The following is a 19,448-nucleotide window of genomic DNA, read 5'->3' as shown; positions in this document are numbered from 1 at the left end:
TTCAATATGTTCATGAAAACATCTGTTTTTCATAAGTATAATTAACCTGAATGGTTTGTAATTTGGGAAGGAGAATGTGGCTTTGAAAACATTAGAACTACAAGAGCGTTTAATGGAAATTTTTCAGCATTTGCATGAAAACCCTGAAGTGAGTTGGAAAGAGTATGAAACGACAGCGTATATTACTAACTTTTTAAAAGAAGAAGGAATTTCATATAAAACATTTGATGATTGTCCAGGCGTAATCGCTGAAATCGGAAGCGGGAACCCAGTTATTGCGATTCGTGCTGATATGGATGCACTATGGCAAGAAGTAGACGGAGAATTTAAAGCGAATCATTCATGTGGTCACGATGCTCATATGACGATTGTAATGGGTCTTATTTTACAATTGAAAAATATGAGATGGGATAGTGGAACGGTTAGATTTATTTTTCAACCGGCAGAGGAAAAAGGAAATGGTTCTTTAAAGATGGTAGAGAAAGGCGCCGTGGATGATGCTGATTTCTTATTTGGTGTTCATTTAAGGCCGATTGAAGAACTGCCTTTGAAACAAGCTGCCCCATCTATTCGTCACGGAGCAGCAGGATTTTTAGAAGGGTTGATTCACGGAGATGATGCACATGGGGCACGCCCGCATCAAGGGATAAATGCAATTGATGTCATTTCTATGATCAATATCGGTTTGAAAAATATATGGCTACCACCGCAGACGTCGTATTCTGTTAAGATGACGAGATGCCAAGCTGGTGGTGATAATCTAAATATTATTCCAGGTAACGGACATTTTAGTTTAGATGTAAGAGCAGAAAATAACATATTACTAAATGAATTAAAGCAAAAAATAGAGCAAGTAATTCAGTCAGCTGAATCAATGGGATCTAAACTTTCTTATGAGTGGATCGATCTCGCGCCAGGAGCTGAAGTGTCAGAAGAAGCTGAGCGCTTTATGCGTAAAGGTATTCTTGAAGTGTATGGGGAAGAGGGATGTACTGGACCACTGTATACGACAGGAAGCGATGATTTCCATTACTACACAGTGAAGAGGCCACATTTAAAAGCTGTCATGCTTGGACTAGGGGCAAACCTACAACCTGGATTACACCATCCGTATATGAAGTTTGACCATTCTTGCATAATGGATGGAGTAGAAATATTGAAACAAACTGTATTGAAAGTATTAGAGAACAGGGGCTAGAGAGCTCCTGTTTTTTTCTAGGAATTTGTCGTTAAGTCGATATATTCGATTTTGCGACGATATAATTTCACGTATCAATTAATTTGATAAAAATGAGCATTCAGTACGTGGTGTATAATAATAGTAATATTTCTTAATAGGAGCAAACGAATGAACGAACAATATTACGATGCTGTATTAAATATAAAAACTGTCGGCGAGCAAAAAGGATTTAATAAGTCTATGCATTATCACCGTTATGAACCGACGCCATATAGTGGATTAGATGAGTTATTGAATCAATATGAAATAAGAAGTAGCGACCAGGTTGTAGATTTTGGGTGCGGAAAAGGACGATTAAACTTTTACATGCACCATAAGTGTGGTGCTTCGGCCGTTGGGATTGAAATGAATGAAGAGTTTTATAAAGAAGCAATGGATAATCGTGATCGTTATGCGCGAAAAGTGAGAAACAGTAAAGATAAAATTCGGTTTGAATGTTGTTTAGCGCAGGAATATGAGATTGATCCACGTGATAACCGGTTTTATTTCTTCAATCCATTTTCTGTCCAAGTATTTATGAACGTAGTAAATAACATTTTACTTTCGGTAGAAGAAACGGAGAGAGAAGTAGATATCATTTTATACTATCCTTCTGAAGATTATATTTTCTTCTTAGAGAACCAGACTGCGTTTGAGTTGAAGAGGGAAGTAAGGTTGCCTGGTGCTTATGAGAAGAATGGAAATGAGAGATTTTTAGTTTATACATTAGGATTATAAAAAAAGCAGGTGCCTTGGCACCTGCTTTTTTAAAACTCACGTCTATATAATTAGTTACGGATTAAGTAATCAAATGCACCTAAAGCTGCGTTTGCACCTGAACCCATAGAGATGATGATTTGTTTGTACGGATTATTTGTACAGTCACCTGCAGCAAACACTCCTGGTACGTTTGTAGCACCGTGCTTATCTGTTACGATTTCACCGCGAGCGCGTTCAACTGTTTCGCCTAACCAGTCTGTGTTTGGCACAAGACCGATTTGAACGAATACACCTTGTAATTCAACGTGATGAACTTCTTCAGTTTCACGATCGATGTAAGAAATACCGTTTACTTTGTCAGTACCAGTAATTTCTTTCGTTTGAACGTTTTTCAGAACAGTTACGTTTGGTAAGCTGTTAAGACGTTCTTGTAATACAGCATCAGCTTTTAATTCTGGCATGAATTCAAGAACAGTTACATGCTTAACAATACCTGCTAAGTCGATAGCTGCTTCGATACCAGAGTTACCTCCGCCGATAACCGCTACGTCTTTTCCGATGAATAATGGACCGTCACAGTGTGGGCAGTATGCTACACCTTTATTTTTGAACTCAGCTTCACCTGGTACGCCAACATTACGCCAGCGAGCACCTGTAGAAACGATTACGCTCTTACTTTTCAGAACAGCGCCGTTTTCAAGTTCCACTTCAATAAGTTCTTTTTTCTCTAAACGTTTCGCACGTTGTAGATTCATTACATCGATGTCGTATTCTTTTACGTGCTCTTCAAGACTTGCTACTAGCTTAGGACCTTCAGTGCGTTTTACGCTGATGAAGTTCTCAATGCCCATAGTATCCATTACTTGACCACCGAAGCGCTCAGCAACGATACCAGTGCGGATGCCTTTACGTGCTGCATAAATTGCTGCACTTGCACCAGCAGGGCCGCCACCAACAACAAGAACATCGTATGGATCTTTATCAGAAAGCTCTGATGCATCTGGACCGTTACCCATTTTAGCTGAAATTTCTTCAAGTGTCATACGACCGCTTCCGAAAGATTCGCCGTTTAGGTACACAGTTGGTACTGCCATGATGTCTTTACTTTCTACTTCCTCTTTGAATGCAGCGCCATCAATCATAGTATGTGTAATACCAGAGTTAAGAACGCTCATTACGTTAAGAGCTTGTACAACATCAGGACAGTTATGACAACTTAGGCTGATATAAGATTCAAAATGATATTCGCCTTGAATGTTTTTGATTTGATCGATTAATTTTTGTTCAACTTTTGGAGCACGTCCACTAACTTGAAGTAAAGCTAACACTAATGAAGTAAATTCGTGTCCTAATGGAATACCAGCGAATACGACACCAGTGTCTTCACCAGGGCGATTTACGCTAAAGCTTGGTGTTCTCTCTAATTCAACTTTTTCTACTGTAATCTTAGATGACATAGTAGCTAATTCGTCTACTAGAGCTAACATATCTTTAGATACGTTATCGTCTCCTGCACTTACTTTAAGTAAAATATCGTTCTCCATTAACTGAAGGTATTGGGATAGTTGTGTTTTTATATCTGCATCTAGTATCATTTTGATCGAACTCCTTAGATTTTGCCTACAAGGTCAAGGCTTGGTTTAAGTGTTGCAGAACCCTCTTGCCATTTAGCTGGGCAAACTTCACCTGGGTTGTTACGTACGTATTGAGCTGCTTTAATTTTGTTAACAAGAATGCTTGCGTCACGGCCGATACCGTCAGCATTGATTTCCATAGATTGGATAATGCCGTCTGGATCGATGATGAATGTACCACGAGCAGCAAGACCTTCTTCTTCCATTAAAACGTTGAAGTTTGTAGTGATTGTGCGAGTTGGGTCACCAATCATAATGTATTCGATTTTGCCGATAGTTTCTGAGCTATCATGCCATGCTTTGTGAGTGAAGTGAGTGTCTGTAGATACAGAGTATACTTCAACGCCTAAGTCTTTTAGAGTTGCATATTGGTTTTGTAAGTCTTCAAGTTCAGTTGGACAAACGAATGTGAAGTCTGCTGGGTAGAAACAAACTACGCTCCATTTTCCTTTTAAACTTTCGTCAGTAACTTGGATAAATTCTCCATTATGGTAAGCATTAGCTTTAAACGGTTTTACTTCTGTGCCGATTAATAACATATTAAAATTCCTCCTAAAGGTTGGTTTTGAGCATCGGAAATTAGTTTGCTCATAAAATATATTTTTTAATTAACTATAATAATTCTAATTCGATATTAATTATCATATAGAAGTGGTTATTTTGTCAAGAGAATAAACCAACTTTATACCAATTTAATTAATATTTATTCTCAATTAAGGATGCTAGGGAATTAAAAGGTAATTTTCAAGTCATAAATTTTCAATGAGTGTTTGAAAGAGTAGTGTGTATGTTAGAGACATAGTGTAAGTATAAATTCTTAGGAAGGAAATATTTCTTAGAAGTTGTAGATTTGAAAAGGAACTGCTTACTTCTATTTTACAAAGAATTGTGAGATAAATAAAACAAAATGTATCGGAATCTTTGTGAACAATTATTGTCATCATAAATATATATAATAAGAAGTATATTGCAATGAGAAATAGAAACATTGACGCTCATTTCTAACAAGATATAATAAAAGCGAGATATGTATTGCAATAGAGAAGATATAGTATAGATTGAAAAAACTTCAGTCTATTATTTTTTACGGCTTTTAGAAAACGTTTACATTTAGTGTGGAGGGGAAACCATGTCTAAGTTCACGAAGTATTTTTTAATGGAAGCTAAAGATGTAATTGCATATGTGCAAGAGAAATTACCTAGGTTCGAGCATGCAAAGGGGCTAAAGTGTAAAGAAATAGGTGATGGTAATTTAAATTATGTGTTCCGCGTTTGGGATGAACAGAAGAACATTTCTGTCATTGTGAAGCAAGCTGGGGATACAGCGCGTATTTCAGATGAGTTTAAGTTGTCGACGAATCGAATCCGTATAGAATCAGATGTTTTGCGATTAGAAGGAGAGTTAGCATCTGGACTGGTGCCAAATGTATATTTGTTTGATAGTGTGATGAATTGTTGCGTGATGGAAGATTTATCAGATCACACAATATTGCGTACAGCACTCATAAATCATCAAATGTTTCCGAGGCTTGCTGATGATTTAACTACTTTTATGGTAAATACTCTTCTATTAACATCAGATGTTGTAATGAATCATAAAGAGAAGAAGGAACTCGTGAAAAATTATATAAATCCTGAGTTATGTGAGATTACAGAGGACCTCGTATATTCAGAGCCATTCACAAACCATAATAAACGCAACGAATTGTTTCAATTAAATGAGGGATGGATTAGAGAGCATATTTATAGTGATAAAGAACTTCGTATGGAAGTAGCAAAACTTAAGTTTTCTTTTATGACGAATGCACAAGCGCTACTTCACGGTGATTTACATACTGGTTCTGTTTTTGTAAAAAGTGATTCTACAAAGGTTATTGATCCTGAATTTGCTTTTTATGGACCTATGGGATATGACGTTGGGAATATAATGGCGAATTTAATGTTTGCATGGGTGAATGCAGATGCAGTGATGCAATCTGGTATGGAGAAAGATACATATATGAACTGGCTAGAATCTATCATGATTGATGTAATTGATTTATTTAAGAAGAAGTTCTTAGATGCTTGGGATATTCATGTGACAGAGGTTATGGCGAAGGAAGAAGGCTTTAACCAAGTTTATTTACAATCTATATTAGAGGATACAGCTGCAGTGACGGGTCTTGAGTTAATTCGTCGTATTGTTGGTCTAGCGAAGGTAAAGGATATTACTTGTATTGAGAATGATGCAGCGCGTGCTAGAGCGGAGCGAATTTGTCTTCAGGTAGCGAAGAAGTTTATTTTACAAGCGAATCGATATAAAACAGGTAGCAGCTTTGTAGAAACGTTAAGAAAACAAATGCATAGTGCGAAATAAGGGGAGAAGATGATGGCAGAGCAATTAATACCAATTCAGTGGAAAGATGATGCTTTAGTGTTGTTGGATCAAACGGTATTGCCGAACGAAGTAGTCTATGAATCTTTTAAAACGGCTGAGGGTGTTTGGGATGCGATTCAAGTAATGAAAGTACGAGGAGCGCCGGCAATAGGTGTTTCAGCAGCCTATGGTGTGTATTTAGGGGTAAAGGAAGTTGCTGAAAGTTCGGCGGAAGAATTCATAGAGGAAGTAAAAAAGGTATGTGCATATTTAGCAACCTCAAGACCGACGGCAGTAAATTTATTTTGGGCACTTGAAAGAATGGAAAGTGTAGCGAAAGAGAATGCTAACTTATCAATTGCGCAGTTGAAAGATAGATTATTAGAAGAAGCAAAAGAGATTCATAGAGAAGATGAAGAAATTAACCGTCAAATTGGAGAACACGCATTAACATTATTCCATGATGGCATGGGAGTATTAACGCATTGTAATGCAGGGGCGTTAGCAACGACGAAGTACGGTACTGCGACAGCTCCAATGTACTTAGCGAAAGAAAAAGGATGGGACTTAAAAATCTATTCGGATGAAACACGCCCTAGATTACAAGGTTCAACGTTAACGGCATTGGAACTACAGCGAGCGGGAATCGATGTAACGGTCATTACAGACAATATGGCAGCAATGGTCATGTCACAAGGGAAAATTGATGCGGTAATCGTTGGATGTGACCGCGTAGCAGCAAACGGGGATGTAGCAAATAAAATTGGAACATTAGGCGTATCTATTTTAGCTAAATACTACAACATTCCGTTTTATGTAGCAGCACCAACACCGACAATCGACTTAAAAACACCGACAGGAAAAGAAATTCCAATCGAGGAAAGAGATGCTTCTGAAGTGATCAATCGCTTCGGACAATATTCTGCTCCGAAAGAAAGTAAAGTATATAATCCGGCATTTGATGTTACGCCATATGAAAATGTAACAGCGATTATTACGGAAAAAGGGATTGTGGAAGCACCGTTTACGGAGAACTTAAAAAAGCTATTTTAGTAAGTAGATATATAGTCAGTCATCATAAGCTTCATACTTAGGGGGATGTATATGTTATTACAAAACGAAAGAGAAGAAATTGTAGCGTATGGAAAGAAAATGATCTCCAGCGGCTTAACAAAGGGGACTGGGGGTAATATTAGTATTTTTAATCGTGAACAAGGGCTTGTTGCAATTAGCCCAAGCGGTTTAGATTATTATGAAACGAAGCCTGAAGATGTAGTTATATTGAATTTAGATGGTGAAGTGATAGAAGGAGAGAGAAAACCATCAAGCGAGCTCGATATGCACCTTATTTTTTATAGAAATCGTGAAGATATAAATGCGCTTGTGCACACACATTCTCCTTATGCGAAGACAATTGCATCATTAGGATGGGAACTTCCTGCTGTGTCATATTTAATTGCTTTTGCAGGTCCAAATGTTCGCTGTGCACCGTATGAAACATTTGGTACGAAGCAATTAGCAGAGGCAGCTTTTGAAGGAATGATTGATCGTCGTGCAGTTTTACTTGCGAACCATGGTTTAATGGCCGGAGCGAATAATATAAAAATGGCGTTTACTATTGCAGAAGAAATTGAGTTTTGTGCTCAAATTTATTATCAAACGAAAAGTGTCGGAGAACCGAAGTTATTGCCAGAAGACGAGATGGAGAATTTGGCGAAGAAGTTTGAAGGGTATGGGCAGCAGTAGAATGAAATGAAGACCCCCTCAAGAAAAAATCTTGAGGGGGTTTCTTTATGCTTTCTTAAGCAACAGATACATAAAGTAAGGAGCACCAATTAAAGCAACGACAATACCTGCTGGGATGCCATTAGGCTCAACGATGTTTCTTCCGATTGTATCTGCTAATAGCAATAACCATCCGCCGATTAAAACGGCGATTGGCATGAAGATTTGATGCCTTGGACCTACTAAAGATTTTGCGATATGAGGAGCCATTAGTCCAATAAAGCTAATTCCTCCTGTTACGGAAACAGCAGCGGCAGCAAGTGCAACGGCTGCGATTAATAAATATCTTCGTTCTTTTTCAATTTCAATTCCAACACCGATTGCGACTGGCTCGTTTAGTGCTAGTATATTTAATCGATTTGCTTTATAGAAGACAAATGGGATTAATACGATTAGCCATGGAAGCATTGCTAAAACAAATGTCCAGTCATCCCCCCAAATGTTTCCGGCAATCCATTTTGCAATAAAGTCTACTTTCATACGATCTGCGGATGAAATAAGGACAATCATCGCTCCAGATAGTGCAAATGAAAAACCGATACCGGTTAATGTTAAGCGTATTGGCTGAAGGCCTGTGGATTTGCTATATGAAAATACGTAAATTAGAACAGCTGTTAGAAACGCACCGATAAATCCAACGACTGGTAGTAGGTAAAGAAATGAACCTACGTCTATTGGGAAGTATAAAAAGAAAACAGCAACTGCAACACCAGCTCCAGAATTGATTCCGAGAATACCAGGTTCAGCTAAATCATTTCGGGTAATTCCTTGCAGGATAGCCCCTGATAAAGCGAGAGCCATACCAGCTAATAATGTAATAACAATTCTAGGTAGTCGTAAAGAATATAAAACGAATTCTTCTTTAAATGTACCTTGTCCCATCAGCGTTGGGATTAACCTGTCATAGGAGAGGGCGGCAGAACCGAGCCCCATTCCAATTACAATAGTTGTGATGATAAGTATAAGTAATGCGAGTATGATAAGACGTTGTTTCTTTAGAATAGATTGCATCATGAGAAAGTTCTTCCTCCTTTACGTACAATGAATAGGAAGAATGGTAATCCTACAATTGCGACGATTGCAGCAACTGGTGTTTCGTACGGAGCGTTAATTGTACGTCCGATTGTATCGGCGAGCAGCATAAAGGAAGCACCAGCAATCGCTGACATCGGTATAACGAAACGGTAGTCTGGTCCAACGATTGGACGAACCATATGAGGTATCATTAAGCCGATAAATGCCATGTTTCCGACAAGTGCTACAGAAGCACCAGCAAGCAAGATAATAATGATAAATAAAATCGTTTTAATGACGATAATTTTTTGACCAAGTCCAACAGCAACTTCTTCACTGAAACTAAGGACTGTCAATTTCCTTGCAAGTAAAATAGCGATAAATATACTTATTGAAATAACAGGAATAATAATTTTTAATTGGCTCCAAGTCGTTCCAATTACGCCTCCAGCCGTCCAAAGTGATACATCTTGTGAAATTTTAAAGTAAATGCCAACGCCTTCTGAAATTGCAAGTAGAAATGCTGAAACTGCAGCACCAGCTAATACAATTCGAAGAGGGGAAAGTCCGCCCTTTTTCACCATGCCAATTCCAAATACCATAATAGCGCCAATTGCAGCACCGATAAAGCAAGCTAGTGTTAAGTAAAGGTAGCTTATAGAAGGATTGAAAGCAAGTGTTAGTGCAAGTGCAGCATTTGCTCCACCAGATAGCCCTAATAATCCAGGGTCTGCAAGCGGATTTCGTGTTAATCCTTGCATAATTGCTCCAGAAACAGCAAGTCCAGCTCCTACAAAAATAGCGGCAACTTCACGTGGTAAACGTATTTCGCGAATAATAGATATTTTGTCTCCTTTAGAGGAGGAAGTGAGTGCTAACCATACATCTTTTATAGAAGTATCTGCAGCACCTAACACCATTGCGAACATAAAAATAAGAAAGAATGCAATGATACTCAAAATTAATTTGTATGTAAAAGCCATGGAACGTGGATTTTCGTGATCTTTTGTCATTCGTTTCACATCTTTTCTTTTCATAGAATAAAGGAAGAGGAATTCTTAAATTAAGAATTCCTCATGTTTGTATTATTGACCAAGAAAGCTCTTCTTGAAGAAGTCTAGCTGGAAATCTAATGTAAGTGGATCATTGAAATAGAATTCCATCATGTTTGCTTCATATACACGATTATTTTTTACTGCTGGAATGTTTTTATATGATTCTGTCTCTTGGAATGAGTTATCAGTATCTTTGTTTTTACTTACGATTAAGTAATCACCAGCGAACTCAGGTAATACCTCAGTAGATAATGCGTAGTATCCTTCTTTTAAAGCTTTTTCTTTTACTTTTTCAGGCATTTTTAATTTCATTTCTTGGTAAAGAATTTCTGTTCCACGGCCCCAGTTTTCGCCGTATACATAAAGCTGTTTGTTGAAATTTTCAACAACAGAAACTGTTGCATCTTCACCGATCTTAGCTTTAATGTCTTTTCCAGCTGTTTGTGCGCGTTTCTTGAAATCATCAACCCAAGTTTTTGCTTCTTTTTCTTTATTTAATAATTTACCGATTTCTAAGTGTTGTGTTAAGTAATCAACTTTTCCGTAAGTGTATGTTACAGTAGGAGCGATTTTCTTTAACTTATCAACATTTTTAATATTGGATAAACCAATGATTAAATCTGGATTTAATTCTGCAATCTTTTCAACATTCTCATCTGATACTTCAGCAACATTTTTAAGCTTGCTATCAAAACGTGGGTTTTGTTTAGACCATGAATCTACCCCAACAAGATTTACACCTAATGACATTACGTTACCAGCGAATGATGATAGGACAACAACACGTTGTGGATTTGCTGGAACTTCAACTTTACCATTTTCAGATTGGTATGTAATTGTTTCTGACTTCTTACCTTTTGCGTCGTTCTTCTTGTCTGTTGAACCATTGCTACAAGCACTCATAACAAGGACGAACAGAACTGTTAGTGAAATAAATAATTTTTTCATCGTCTTTCTCCTTTGGATAGATGATATGTGATATACAATAAATTGTTTAACTGCAATCTCTTTGAAAGAGTAGTGGTAATACAAAAGTCTTGAATATGAGATTTCACAATATAGTATTGACCATATTAATGAGAGAAGATGTAATCTCACAGTTGCTAATAATTAACAAATTGATAATGATTATCACTATTGATTCTTTAAATAATATAATTTTATATAGGTGTATTGTCAATAGTAATTTTGATTGTAAATTTTGCGGAAACAGGTTATATTTTATTGAGAATGATAATCAATGACTAATAGCTGAGGAGTGAACACGAATGAATCAAGAAGAATTGTTTGATGTAACCGTGATAGGCGGAGGGCCTGCGGGGCTTTATTCAGCTTTTTATAGTGGACTAAGAGAGATGAAAACGAAAATAATAGAATTTCAACCACAGTTAGGTGGTAAAATACATGTTTATCCGGAGAAAATGATTTGGGATATTGGCGGATTATTACCGGTTACTGGCGAGAAATTAATTGAGCAACTTGTACAACAAGGATTAACATTTCAGCCTGAAGTTGTATTGAATACAAAAATAGAATCAATTATTCGTAATAAAGATGGTATTTTTGCGTTGAAAACAAGCAATGGAGAAGAACATTTTTCAAAAACAGTGATCGTCGCAACTGGGAGTGGTATATTGAATCCACAAAAGTTGTCAATTGAAGGTGCGGAGAGATTCGAAGTCTCAAATTTAAATTATACAGTTAAATCGCTAAAACGTTTCAAAGATAAAACGGTAATTATTTCAGGTGGAGGGAACTCTGCAATTGATTGGGCGAATGAATTAGAACCAATCGCGAAAAAAGTTTATTTAACATATAGAAAAGAAGAATTATCTGGTCACGAGGCACAAGTCAAACAACTTATGAATAGTTCAGCAGAATGTTTCTTTAATACATCGATTACAAAATTAATTGCTGGTGATAACCATGAAACGATTGAATATGTAGAATTAACAAATCATGAAACGGGAGAGGTTTCTCAGTTATCTATCGATGAAGTTATTATTAATCATGGATATGAACGTGACATTACATTATTGGAAAATAGTGAGCTAGATGTCGCAATTGTAGATAATTACTTTATTGCAGGGAATGCAAATAGTGAGTCCTCGGTAGACGGATTATATGCTGCTGGAGATATTTTAAAGCATGACGGAAAATTACATTTAATTGCAGGGGCATTCCAAGATGCTGGAAATGCTGTGAATAAAGCGAAACAATTTATTCAACCAGATGCAAGTGAGTACGGAATGGTTTCTTCTCATAATGAAGTATTTAAGAAGAGGAATCGAGAATTGATTAAGCAGATGATAAAATAATAAGGTGAAACTTTAATTAGTGGGGGGCCATCCCCCCACTGATTATCAGCCCGCACCAATCGGGCTTTTATTTCCCACAAATAGCGGGATAAAGGAACAAGTATACCCCCACTTACTTCTCTATTCGATTAGATGAGAGATGTAAGTGGGGGTTTTCCTGTTTACTATATTTTCAATCATGATAATGACACCGGTTTCATTAGTTCATGTGACATGAACGTTTTATTTGTAATCTCTCTAGAAAACAATGAATCTAGGATTGGTTTATGCTGTCCCTTTTTCCTGTTCATTAGGAAATGGCATATTTAGTATAGACGCAATGTATTGTTTTCCGTGTTTTCGAGCTAATGATTCTAATATTTGGCGAACGCGTTTTGTAAGATGACCTTGTTTTTTTATAGCCTCACAATATGCGTCATAGAAAACGTATTTAGCCCAAAGGAAATCATCTTGTTGGAATAAGAAATGATTTTTGTACCATTCGCCAATTGTATGATAGCAATTGTTTTCATGTACTGCTGCACTTTGTGAAAGAATACGATCGGATAAAGAATTAGATAGATGAGAAATTGTGTTGTCTGTTTCAACTCGTAATGTTTTTTCTAACATTGTAATGATGTGACGAGTAGCCATATGTTAACTCTCCTTTGTGTAAATGGGTAATACCATTCTATATTTAAAAAAATACTTACTATACTATTATACAATATATGGAATGCATCTACCTGCTTTTTAATTTGTATTTACAAAATCTTTTTTATTTGTTTACAAAAATAAAGTAAGATACAGTATATATATGAAAAAATAATAAAGGAATGAACACATTGTATATAACGATAGAAGAGGCTGCGGAGTATTTGAAATTACCAAAATCGTATGTTGAAGACTTAATTCAGCAAAAGAAAATTCGTGCACTGTTTGATGGAGAGCAATATTTAATAAACAAGGAACAGTTTAATACACATTTAGAACAAATGGAGAAATATAAGCAGTTAGTGGAAGAAATATTAAACGAACCAATTCCAGAAGATATGGATGTTAAAGACGAAGATTAAATTTATAAAAAGCCCCCGTATTAAGATATGCAGAAATGTATCTTAATACGGGGGCTTTTTATATTAAGGGATGAAAAAGTCATCCAAAAACTTAGAGTTACTTTAAGGGAAAGAAGATTTTATAGGGATTAGTACTATTAGTTAAAAGCATATTTTTTCATAGCGGGGACAAACATAGCGAACATAACCTGTACAGATACATATACTATCAGTGCAAAAGCTTATAAATTAATGGAAGGGGTTTTCTCGTGAGTTTATTTAATTGGGATTTTTTGGAAGATTTAATTGGATCTTATGTAAGAATAAACAGAGGTGGACCAGAATCTCAAAAAGGAGCAATAGTATCAGTATATGCGGACTACTTCGTATTACAGAATGAAAAAGGAGAGTACCATTACTACCAGCTTCGCCATCTGAAAAGCATTACAAAAAATACGAAAGATGGTGGAATAGCTGATTCTGGAGGGGCGGAAGAAGACGCTGCAGAAGACTTTGAAACGCTACTTCAAGGATTCAAATACCGCTGGGTGAAAATTAATCGTGGTGGTCCAGAGAAAATTGAAGGTATTTTACAAGATGTTTCTAGCGATTATGTAACGTTAATTATAAAAGAAGAAGTTGTATTAATTGCACTATCTCATATTAAAAGTGTTAATTATAATGCACCAGTAAGTGGAGAAAGCGATGAGAGTAGTGATGAGAGTAGCGATGAGAAAAGTAATGAAAACAGCAATAATTCAAGTCGAGCTCGTGCACTAAGACAATCAAGTAGAGGAAGATAATACAGAAAGGAGGGTATGAACTTGAAGAGTGTAGTATGCTGTGATCAAATCAAAGGTTTAGTCGGTGAGAATGTAAAAGTAAATCTTCGCGGACCGGAAAGTCGAGTAGGTGTACTGTTATTGTTAGGAAAAGATTATCTTACACTACAATTACCAAATGGAGAATTAGTGTATTATCAGCTGAAACATGTGAAGAGTCTAGTCAGGAAAGTGAAAGAAGCACAAGGAGAATATGGTTCATGTTTCTATGCTGATGAAGATACTTTTTTAGATGTATTAAATGACTTGAAGTATAAATGGATAAAGATTAATCGTGGTGGGCCAGAGTGTGTGGAAGGTTTATTAAGTGATATACATGATGGAAGTATTACACTAGTAAACGGTGATGAGGTCATTTATGTAATTAATTCTCATATTAAGAGTGTGAGTCAAGTAGTTAAAAGTAAAAAGAATGAAGAAGAATAATGTTTAATAAATAAGAGGGGCATTATGATTGAAAGTGAAGAACGATTTCATATTTCGCTGCAATAATTTCGCGGTATATGAAAAAGAATTCTTACTATTAAAAGACAGAACATTGCCCCTGATTATTTTTTTGAAATGGAAGACAGAAAAGCGCAATTTCATAGAAAGGAGGATATAGATGAATGAGTTAAACAAGAACATTGGGGAAAATATATACGTTAAATTAATCGGTGAAAAAAGGTTTAGAGGTATATTAATTGATGTAGGAAATGATATTGTAGTTCTTTACAATGGACAAGACTATGTATATATATCTTTATACCATGTCCAATATTATAAATTTTTGAGAGGGCATGATGAAGAAATATTAAAACCAGATGTGGACTCTGTAATTAAGAGAGAATCACCTTCAATTTCTTTGAGGAAAGTATTAAGCACATCTAAAGGGATTTTTACAGAAATTTATGTGGCAGGAAATGCTCCAATACACGGTTATGTTACAAGTGTAATGAACGATTATATTGTTTTTTATAGCCCGGTTTATAAAACGGTATATATATCTTTAAAGCATTTGAAATGGTTAATTCCTTATAAAGAGAACCAAGTACCTTATTCCCTCAACAAAAATGAACTCCCCGTAAATCCATTAAATATTACTTTAGCTAGAACATTTGAAGAACAGCTTATTAAAATGGCTGGGAAAATTATGGTTTTTGATTTAGGTGAGGAATATAACAAAATCGGAAAGATGGCGAAAATTGATGAAGGACATATTGAAATATTAAAAGCACGTGACGCAAAAATGTATGTGAATATTCAACATGTGAAATCTGTCCATTGTCCGTAAGCTAGTTTAAAGGGCTGGCTTTTTCTTTTATATATGTGGAAGAAAAGGTCGAGCCTGTTTTTTTACCGTTATTTGGATATGGGGGGGAAGTGAATTGAATATATAAGTATGTTCCTGTTTTTACTTATAAAGAGGTAACCTTGTACTACATTATAAAAAAAGATGTACGAGCTACTTTTTGTTGTATTCAATTCACTTTTTGAGTAAGTGCTGCTTAACTAATTTATTAAAGGGGTTTTATTTGTGGAGCAGTTTCCAAATTCGTTTTCGATTACGTTGCTTGGCAGTGCTGGTGGAGCAGCAAAAGCAGTGTTAGCAATTTTGAATCAAGCGGTAGTAAATGAAAAAGATCCAATTTATGACGTCATAAAGAATGTGAATTTTCATTTGGTGGATATAAAACAAAAAGATAAAAGTTATTATGATGAGTTGTTTCCAAATTTGAAAGAGCAATTTTTTTTATATGAAATAAATCTTCAAGATGTAGTCAAATTTAAACAACATTTAAAAGAAAAAAGAACGAAGGTTGTTATTGATGTTTCAGGCGCAGATACAATTAGGGTACTGAGTTGTTGTAATGACCTTGGTATTTGTTACATTAATTCGGCTTTGGAAAATGAGGCAGTAGATCAAGACGATAGTTTACTTGGTTTTCAGCTTACGGAAAGGTATACGAGGTTTGAGAAGGAGAAAGAAACATTTACAAATACAAGAGCGATTATAGGATCAGGTATGAATCCTGGTGTTGTTCAATGGATGGTTGTTGAGCTTATGAAAGAACGTCCAAATGAAAAGCCACGAGCATGCTATATTGTAGAACATGATACTTCGTTTTTGAGTGATAAAGGGTTAATAAAACCTCATACACTTTATGCATCATGGGCAGTAGAGCGTTTTCTTGATGAAGCGATATGGAGTTATCCTATGTATATGAGTCATCATCGTCCACTTTACTTTTATGAGGATGTATATGCTTCAGAGTATAAGGTAAAGTTAGGTGAAAAAGAATTTTACGGTTGCTTAATGCCGCATGAAGAAGTTTTAATTTTGGGGAAATCTTTTAATATGGAAGTTGGTTTTCTTTATCGGATCAATGAGTATACAACAAACTTAATTAGACAGAACTTAGATAAAGTAGAAGATTTATGGAATTGGAATCGTAAAGTATTTAATCCAGCAGAAGAAGATATTGTAGGAGAAGATTTAGTCGGTGTGTTACTCGTTTATGAAAATGGCGAGACATACATGTATAATGTAATGAATAGTAGCCAAGTTTTTCAAAAATATAAAACAAATGCGACTTACTTCCAAGTAGGGTGTGGAATTTATGCTGGCTTATGTAGTTTACTGTTAGATGCTTTTGGACAAGGTGCTTATTATGTAGAAGAATTATTATTAAATACTGAAAGTAAGTATGGGGAATATTTAAATTTATATATGAAGGATTTTATAGTAGGGCATAATGATTTTACAGATGGATTACTACATGATAGGGTAAGAATGATATAAAATGTGACTAAAAAGGAAGGAGGTGTATATCTCCTTCCTTTTTAGCATTAGAAGGTTAATATTGCCCTGAAAGCAATTTCATAATTATAATTTAAAGGGATAACATTTGAAATGTTTGTTGGTATTGATCAAGAGGAGTTTTTATATGAACAAATACAGGAGCTTGATTTATGAAGAAAGAGAAGCTTTAAAAAGTATTTATATTATTATTCTATATTATATTCTTTTCATATGACATTATCTATTATTTCGCTTATCCCGCTATGAATATTAATGAAGCAAGGATAGGGTGGCCAGAAGGTGGTATGGGAATAGGCGTATATATATTAGTAATATCCTTATTTCCTATTTCGATATACCTTCAAAAACAATGCTATGTATATTTTGTAAAATATTTATTTTTAATTGGGTACATGCTTATTGACCTTATTAATAACTTAATGATTTATTTACACAGTGATCGTGTTTTTGAAAATGGAAATATGGTTGAAATATTTTTAATTTTATTTGCACCGATTTTCGTGAATAGAAAATATTTTTATTTTGTTTCCTGTAGTGTAATTGGAAAATATGTATTTTTCACGCTGTTATTGCAAGATATAAAAATTGTGATTCCGCTTGTTTTATGTGTATTCTTTTGTATTATTTCACATTCTCTGTTAAAACGTTTCCAGTCTTATGTAAGAACAGTTGTTGAGATGATGAGCAATATGAAAGAGACCGAAAATTTAGCTGTTATTGGGACTATGTCTACAACAATTGCTCATGAAATTCGAAACCCATTAACAGCTTTAAAAGGATTTACACAAATTCAAAAGGAAAGAAATCTTGAAGATACGATGAGTTATGAGATTATGCTGCAAGAAATTGAGAGAATTAATGAGTTTGTTAGTGAATTGATGTTATTAGGAAAACCGAAACCAACAAATTATGAATGGTGTAATATACGGGAAATCCTTTTATATGTTGTACAGTTAATGGAAAGTTATGCGACTCAATATAAAGTGAAATTTCATTTGCAAGTAGATGGAAATTTACCCGTTATAAATGGTGATGATAAACAATTAAAACAAGTGTTATTAAACATTATCAAAAATGGAATAGAATCGATGCCAAAGGGTGGGGATATTCAGATTCGTGCATATAAAAAAGCTGGAGAGAATTTGTGTATTTCTATTGAAGATCAAGGTTTTGGGATAGAAAATGAGAAAATAGAAAAGATCGGAAAAGCTTTTTACACAACAAAGGAGAATGGTACAGGCCTTGGACTAATGATTACATATAAAATTATTGAAGAACATCAAGGGAGTATCGCGATTCAAAGTAGTATGGGCGTAGGAACGAAAGTGGAAATTTATTTACCAACAGTGTAGTACATTAGACGAAATTATTTTTCAGAAAAGTGTTCTTGTTGTGTAAATATAAACATTTTATAAAATGTTTCAAGAAGGGTTTTTTTTATAAAACACTTCGTTTATAATGGAGGAAAATATCGACATAGAGCTTTTAGCTCGTGTAACGGTTCGGTAGTGTTATGAAAAGAAAAGAAGGGGTGCACGCGCATCCTTTTTTCTATGCAGATATGATGAAAGGGGTGGTATGATGGAATTAACATTAAATTCAACTGTATGTTTACACACAATTCAATTTCGAAAAGAGCAAAAGAATTATATTGTAAAAGATACGATTACAGGAGAGACATATGAAATGCCGCCACTTTGGATTGATGCACTAGCAATGATGCGTGACGGCTTTTTATTGGGAGAAATAGAGGAGAAATTAAAAGAAGAGTATCCGGCCGAAGACGTAAATATGGTAGCATTTACGAGGCAATTGTTAGAGCTAGAACTTGTCGAAATGGTGGATGGAGAAGAGATAGCTTGTACAAAGAAGAGAGATAAAGATTATTTAGCTTGGTTACGCCCAAGAGTGGAACAATTCTTTTTAAACTTAAATAAAAAATATAAAAGCAAAGGTCAAAAGTGATCTTTGCTTTTTTTTGTAGGCCGTGTTTAAAAAATAACAGCGAATGCTCTTGCGAAAGCACCGTCACTATCTTTAATTTTTAAAGGTGCTGCCGAGAAAAAGAAACGTTTCGCTTTAATAGCATCTAGATTTGTTAAGTTTTCAATTAAGTAAATGTTATTCCCTAGTAATATGTGATGAATCGGCGATGTTTCTGTCGTTACCTCATCAGGAGAAATAAAATCTAAACCAACTGATTTTACTTTTAATTGAACCAGTTCTTCAGCTAATTCTTCGGAAAGATAAAACGCTTCTATCTAATAAGCGGCTGTATTCCACTTATTAGATAGATTGGAATGGAAAATGACAATATCATCTTCTTTTATATCGGTATTATGCAATACTTCCTTAGGTAACCTTCTCTCTTGAATATGAGTTACATCGATAAGAACGGCCTCACCTACAAATTGCTTTAGGGGTAATTGATCGATAGTGGTTGCACCTGAAATGAAATGCGCAGGGGCATCGCGATGTGTACCTACATGAACGACAGAATGAAAATCTGTAACTTGATAGCCCGTCTCTTCAACGTTTGTAATTGCTTCTAGTTGGATTTTTGGCGTTCCAGGAAATTGAGACATATTGTTTTCAAATGTTTGTGATAGGTCGATTACTTTCATTTTGAATACCTCCAATATATGTTTTAAAATATAAAAAACTCATC

18 protein-coding genes and 2 pseudogenes are annotated in these 19,448 nt (G+C 35.3%); 13 read left to right on the top strand and 7 right to left on the bottom strand.

What is annotated here, in order from left to right; genetic code table 11:
• Positions 1-82 precede the first annotated feature (82 nt).
• Positions 83-1,198 (top strand): M20 peptidase aminoacylase family protein, encoded by a 1,116-nt coding sequence (locus tag MRBLBA3_RS07395; protein ID WP_044739926.1) that lies wholly within the window; start codon positions 83-85, stop codon positions 1,196-1,198.
• Between the two features lie 150 nt (positions 1,199-1,348).
• A complete protein-coding gene (locus MRBLBA3_RS07390) occupies positions 1,349-1,957 on the top strand; it encodes an SAM-dependent methyltransferase (protein ID WP_044739865.1) in 609 nt (202 codons plus the stop codon).
• Positions 1,958-2,007: 50 nt separating this feature from the next.
• Here the strand turns inward: MRBLBA3_RS07390 and ahpF are convergent, their stop codons facing one another.
• Positions 2,008-3,534, bottom strand: a complete 1,527-nt coding sequence (gene ahpF, locus MRBLBA3_RS07385) for an alkyl hydroperoxide reductase subunit F (RefSeq protein ID WP_363380472.1) — start codon at positions 3,532-3,534, stop codon at positions 2,008-2,010.
• 14 nt (positions 3,535-3,548) lie between these two features.
• A complete protein-coding gene (gene ahpC / locus MRBLBA3_RS07380) occupies positions 3,549-4,112 on the bottom strand; it encodes an alkyl hydroperoxide reductase subunit C (protein WP_000924419.1) in 564 nt (187 codons plus the stop codon).
• A gap of 590 nt (positions 4,113-4,702) precedes the next feature.
• Here ahpC and mtnK point away from each other — a divergent pair.
• From mtnK to MRBLBA3_RS07365, 3 genes are read left to right on the top strand one after another with little or no spacing between them, the layout of a single operon-like run.
• Complete coding sequence (gene mtnK, locus MRBLBA3_RS07375; protein WP_363380470.1) at positions 4,703-5,929, top strand: S-methyl-5-thioribose kinase; 1,227 nt, start codon at positions 4,703-4,705, stop codon at positions 5,927-5,929.
• Positions 5,930-5,941: 12 nt separating this feature from the next.
• Positions 5,942-6,982: an S-methyl-5-thioribose-1-phosphate isomerase gene (gene mtnA, locus MRBLBA3_RS07370; protein ID WP_044739867.1), complete on the top strand. Its 1,041-nt coding sequence runs from the start codon at positions 5,942-5,944 to the stop codon at positions 6,980-6,982.
• A 51-nt stretch (positions 6,983-7,033) separates the two neighbouring features.
• Complete coding sequence (locus MRBLBA3_RS07365) at positions 7,034-7,675, top strand: L-fuculose-phosphate aldolase (protein WP_044739868.1); 642 nt, start codon at positions 7,034-7,036, stop codon at positions 7,673-7,675.
• A 45-nt stretch (positions 7,676-7,720) separates the two neighbouring features.
• Here the strand turns inward: MRBLBA3_RS07365 and MRBLBA3_RS07360 are convergent, their stop codons facing one another.
• The 3 genes from MRBLBA3_RS07360 to MRBLBA3_RS07350 are packed head-to-tail and all read right to left on the bottom strand — an operon-like array spanning position 7,721 to position 10,731.
• Positions 7,721-8,728, bottom strand: coding sequence for a FecCD family ABC transporter permease (locus MRBLBA3_RS07360; protein WP_044739869.1), 1,008 nt, complete (start codon positions 8,726-8,728; stop codon positions 7,721-7,723).
• A complete protein-coding gene (locus tag MRBLBA3_RS07355) occupies positions 8,725-9,765 on the bottom strand; it encodes a FecCD family ABC transporter permease (RefSeq protein ID WP_363380465.1) in 1,041 nt (346 codons plus the stop codon). The genes MRBLBA3_RS07360 and MRBLBA3_RS07355 overlap by 4 nt, the downstream gene beginning before the upstream one ends.
• Before the next feature lie 48 nt (positions 9,766-9,813).
• Complete coding sequence (locus MRBLBA3_RS07350) at positions 9,814-10,731, bottom strand: iron-hydroxamate ABC transporter substrate-binding protein (protein ID WP_000732562.1); 918 nt, start codon at positions 10,729-10,731, stop codon at positions 9,814-9,816.
• A gap of 320 nt (positions 10,732-11,051) precedes the next feature.
• Between MRBLBA3_RS07350 and MRBLBA3_RS07345 the strand changes: the two genes are divergently transcribed.
• Complete coding sequence (locus MRBLBA3_RS07345; RefSeq protein WP_088009612.1) at positions 11,052-12,101, top strand: NAD(P)/FAD-dependent oxidoreductase; 1,050 nt, start codon at positions 11,052-11,054, stop codon at positions 12,099-12,101.
• A gap of 264 nt (positions 12,102-12,365) precedes the next feature.
• Here the strand turns inward: MRBLBA3_RS07345 and MRBLBA3_RS07340 are convergent, their stop codons facing one another.
• Positions 12,366-12,734 carry a hypothetical protein gene (locus tag MRBLBA3_RS07340; RefSeq protein WP_000235488.1) on the bottom strand — a complete coding sequence of 123 codons (369 nt, stop codon included), beginning with the start codon at positions 12,732-12,734 and terminating at the stop codon, positions 12,366-12,368.
• A gap of 182 nt (positions 12,735-12,916) precedes the next feature.
• On the opposite strand from MRBLBA3_RS07340, the gene MRBLBA3_RS07335 reads away from it, so the two are divergent.
• The 7 genes and pseudogenes from MRBLBA3_RS07335 (at position 12,917) to MRBLBA3_RS07305 (ending at position 18,745) form a co-directional block, all read left to right on the top strand.
• Positions 12,917-13,156, top strand: a complete 240-nt coding sequence (locus MRBLBA3_RS07335) for a helix-turn-helix domain-containing protein (RefSeq protein WP_002029523.1) — start codon at positions 12,917-12,919, stop codon at positions 13,154-13,156.
• Between the two features lie 248 nt (positions 13,157-13,404).
• The gene (locus MRBLBA3_RS07330; RefSeq protein WP_363380462.1) at positions 13,405-13,938 is read left to right on the top strand and encodes a spore coat protein; all 534 of its coding nucleotides are present in this window, start codon (positions 13,405-13,407) and stop codon (positions 13,936-13,938) included.
• 21 nt (positions 13,939-13,959) lie between these two features.
• A complete protein-coding gene (locus MRBLBA3_RS07325; protein WP_363380459.1) occupies positions 13,960-14,403 on the top strand; it encodes a spore coat protein in 444 nt (147 codons plus the stop codon).
• Positions 14,404-14,581: 178 nt separating this feature from the next.
• Complete coding sequence (locus MRBLBA3_RS07320) at positions 14,582-15,250, top strand: hypothetical protein (RefSeq protein ID WP_001004264.1); 669 nt, start codon at positions 14,582-14,584, stop codon at positions 15,248-15,250.
• 243 nt (positions 15,251-15,493) lie between these two features.
• Complete coding sequence (locus tag MRBLBA3_RS07315; RefSeq protein ID WP_363380456.1) at positions 15,494-16,759, top strand: S-adenosylmethionine decarboxylase related protein; 1,266 nt, start codon at positions 15,494-15,496, stop codon at positions 16,757-16,759.
• A gap of 145 nt (positions 16,760-16,904) precedes the next feature.
• Positions 16,905-18,132, top strand: a pseudogene (locus tag MRBLBA3_RS07310) (ATP-binding protein).
• Between the two features lie 229 nt (positions 18,133-18,361).
• A complete protein-coding gene (locus MRBLBA3_RS07305; RefSeq protein ID WP_000424118.1) occupies positions 18,362-18,745 on the top strand; it encodes a hypothetical protein in 384 nt (127 codons plus the stop codon).
• Between the two features lie 26 nt (positions 18,746-18,771).
• Here the strand turns inward: MRBLBA3_RS07305 and MRBLBA3_RS07300 are convergent.
• A pseudogene (locus MRBLBA3_RS07300) lies at positions 18,772-19,404 on the bottom strand (cyclase family protein).
• Positions 19,405-19,448 lie beyond the last annotated feature (44 nt).

The organism is Bacillus sp. LBA3-1-1.1, from assembly GCF_040676495.1.
GTDB lineage: Bacteria > Bacillota > Bacilli > Bacillales > Bacillaceae_G > Bacillus_A > Bacillus_A nitratireducens.
The sequence above is the reverse complement of the archived record's forward strand: the minus strand, read 5'-3'. Positions and strand labels throughout refer to the sequence as shown.

What these genes read in the sequence shown, in the direction of transcription:
- MRBLBA3_RS07340 (WP_000235488.1), bottom strand. Translation starts at nt 12,734, where the DNA reads ATGGCTACTCGTCACATCATTACAATGTTAGAAAAAACATTACGAGTT.
- ahpF (WP_363380472.1), bottom strand. Translation starts at nt 3,534, where the DNA reads ATGATACTAGATGCAGATATAAAAACACAACTATCCCAATACCTTCAG.
- MRBLBA3_RS07350 (WP_000732562.1), bottom strand. Translation starts at nt 10,731, where the DNA reads ATGAAAAAATTATTTATTTCACTAACAGTTCTGTTCGTCCTTGTTATG.
- MRBLBA3_RS07365 (WP_044739868.1), top strand. Translation starts at nt 7,034, where the DNA reads ATGTTATTACAAAACGAAAGAGAAGAAATTGTAGCGTATGGAAAGAAA.
- mtnK (WP_363380470.1), top strand. Translation starts at nt 4,703, where the DNA reads ATGTCTAAGTTCACGAAGTATTTTTTAATGGAAGCTAAAGATGTAATT.
- MRBLBA3_RS07305 (WP_000424118.1), top strand. Translation starts at nt 18,362, where the DNA reads ATGGAATTAACATTAAATTCAACTGTATGTTTACACACAATTCAATTT.
- MRBLBA3_RS07360 (WP_044739869.1), bottom strand. Translation starts at nt 8,728, where the DNA reads ATGATGCAATCTATTCTAAAGAAACAACGTCTTATCATACTCGCATTA.
- MRBLBA3_RS07355 (WP_363380465.1), bottom strand. Translation starts at nt 9,765, where the DNA reads ATGAAAAGAAAAGATGTGAAACGAATGACAAAAGATCACGAAAATCCA.
- mtnA (WP_044739867.1), top strand. Translation starts at nt 5,942, where the DNA reads ATGGCAGAGCAATTAATACCAATTCAGTGGAAAGATGATGCTTTAGTG.
- MRBLBA3_RS07335 (WP_002029523.1), top strand. Translation starts at nt 12,917, where the DNA reads ATGAACACATTGTATATAACGATAGAAGAGGCTGCGGAGTATTTGAAA.
- MRBLBA3_RS07345 (WP_088009612.1), top strand. Translation starts at nt 11,052, where the DNA reads ATGAATCAAGAAGAATTGTTTGATGTAACCGTGATAGGCGGAGGGCCT.
- MRBLBA3_RS07390 (WP_044739865.1), top strand. Translation starts at nt 1,349, where the DNA reads ATGAACGAACAATATTACGATGCTGTATTAAATATAAAAACTGTCGGC.
- ahpC (WP_000924419.1), bottom strand. Translation starts at nt 4,112, where the DNA reads ATGTTATTAATCGGCACAGAAGTAAAACCGTTTAAAGCTAATGCTTAC.
- MRBLBA3_RS07320 (WP_001004264.1), top strand. Translation starts at nt 14,582, where the DNA reads ATGAATGAGTTAAACAAGAACATTGGGGAAAATATATACGTTAAATTA.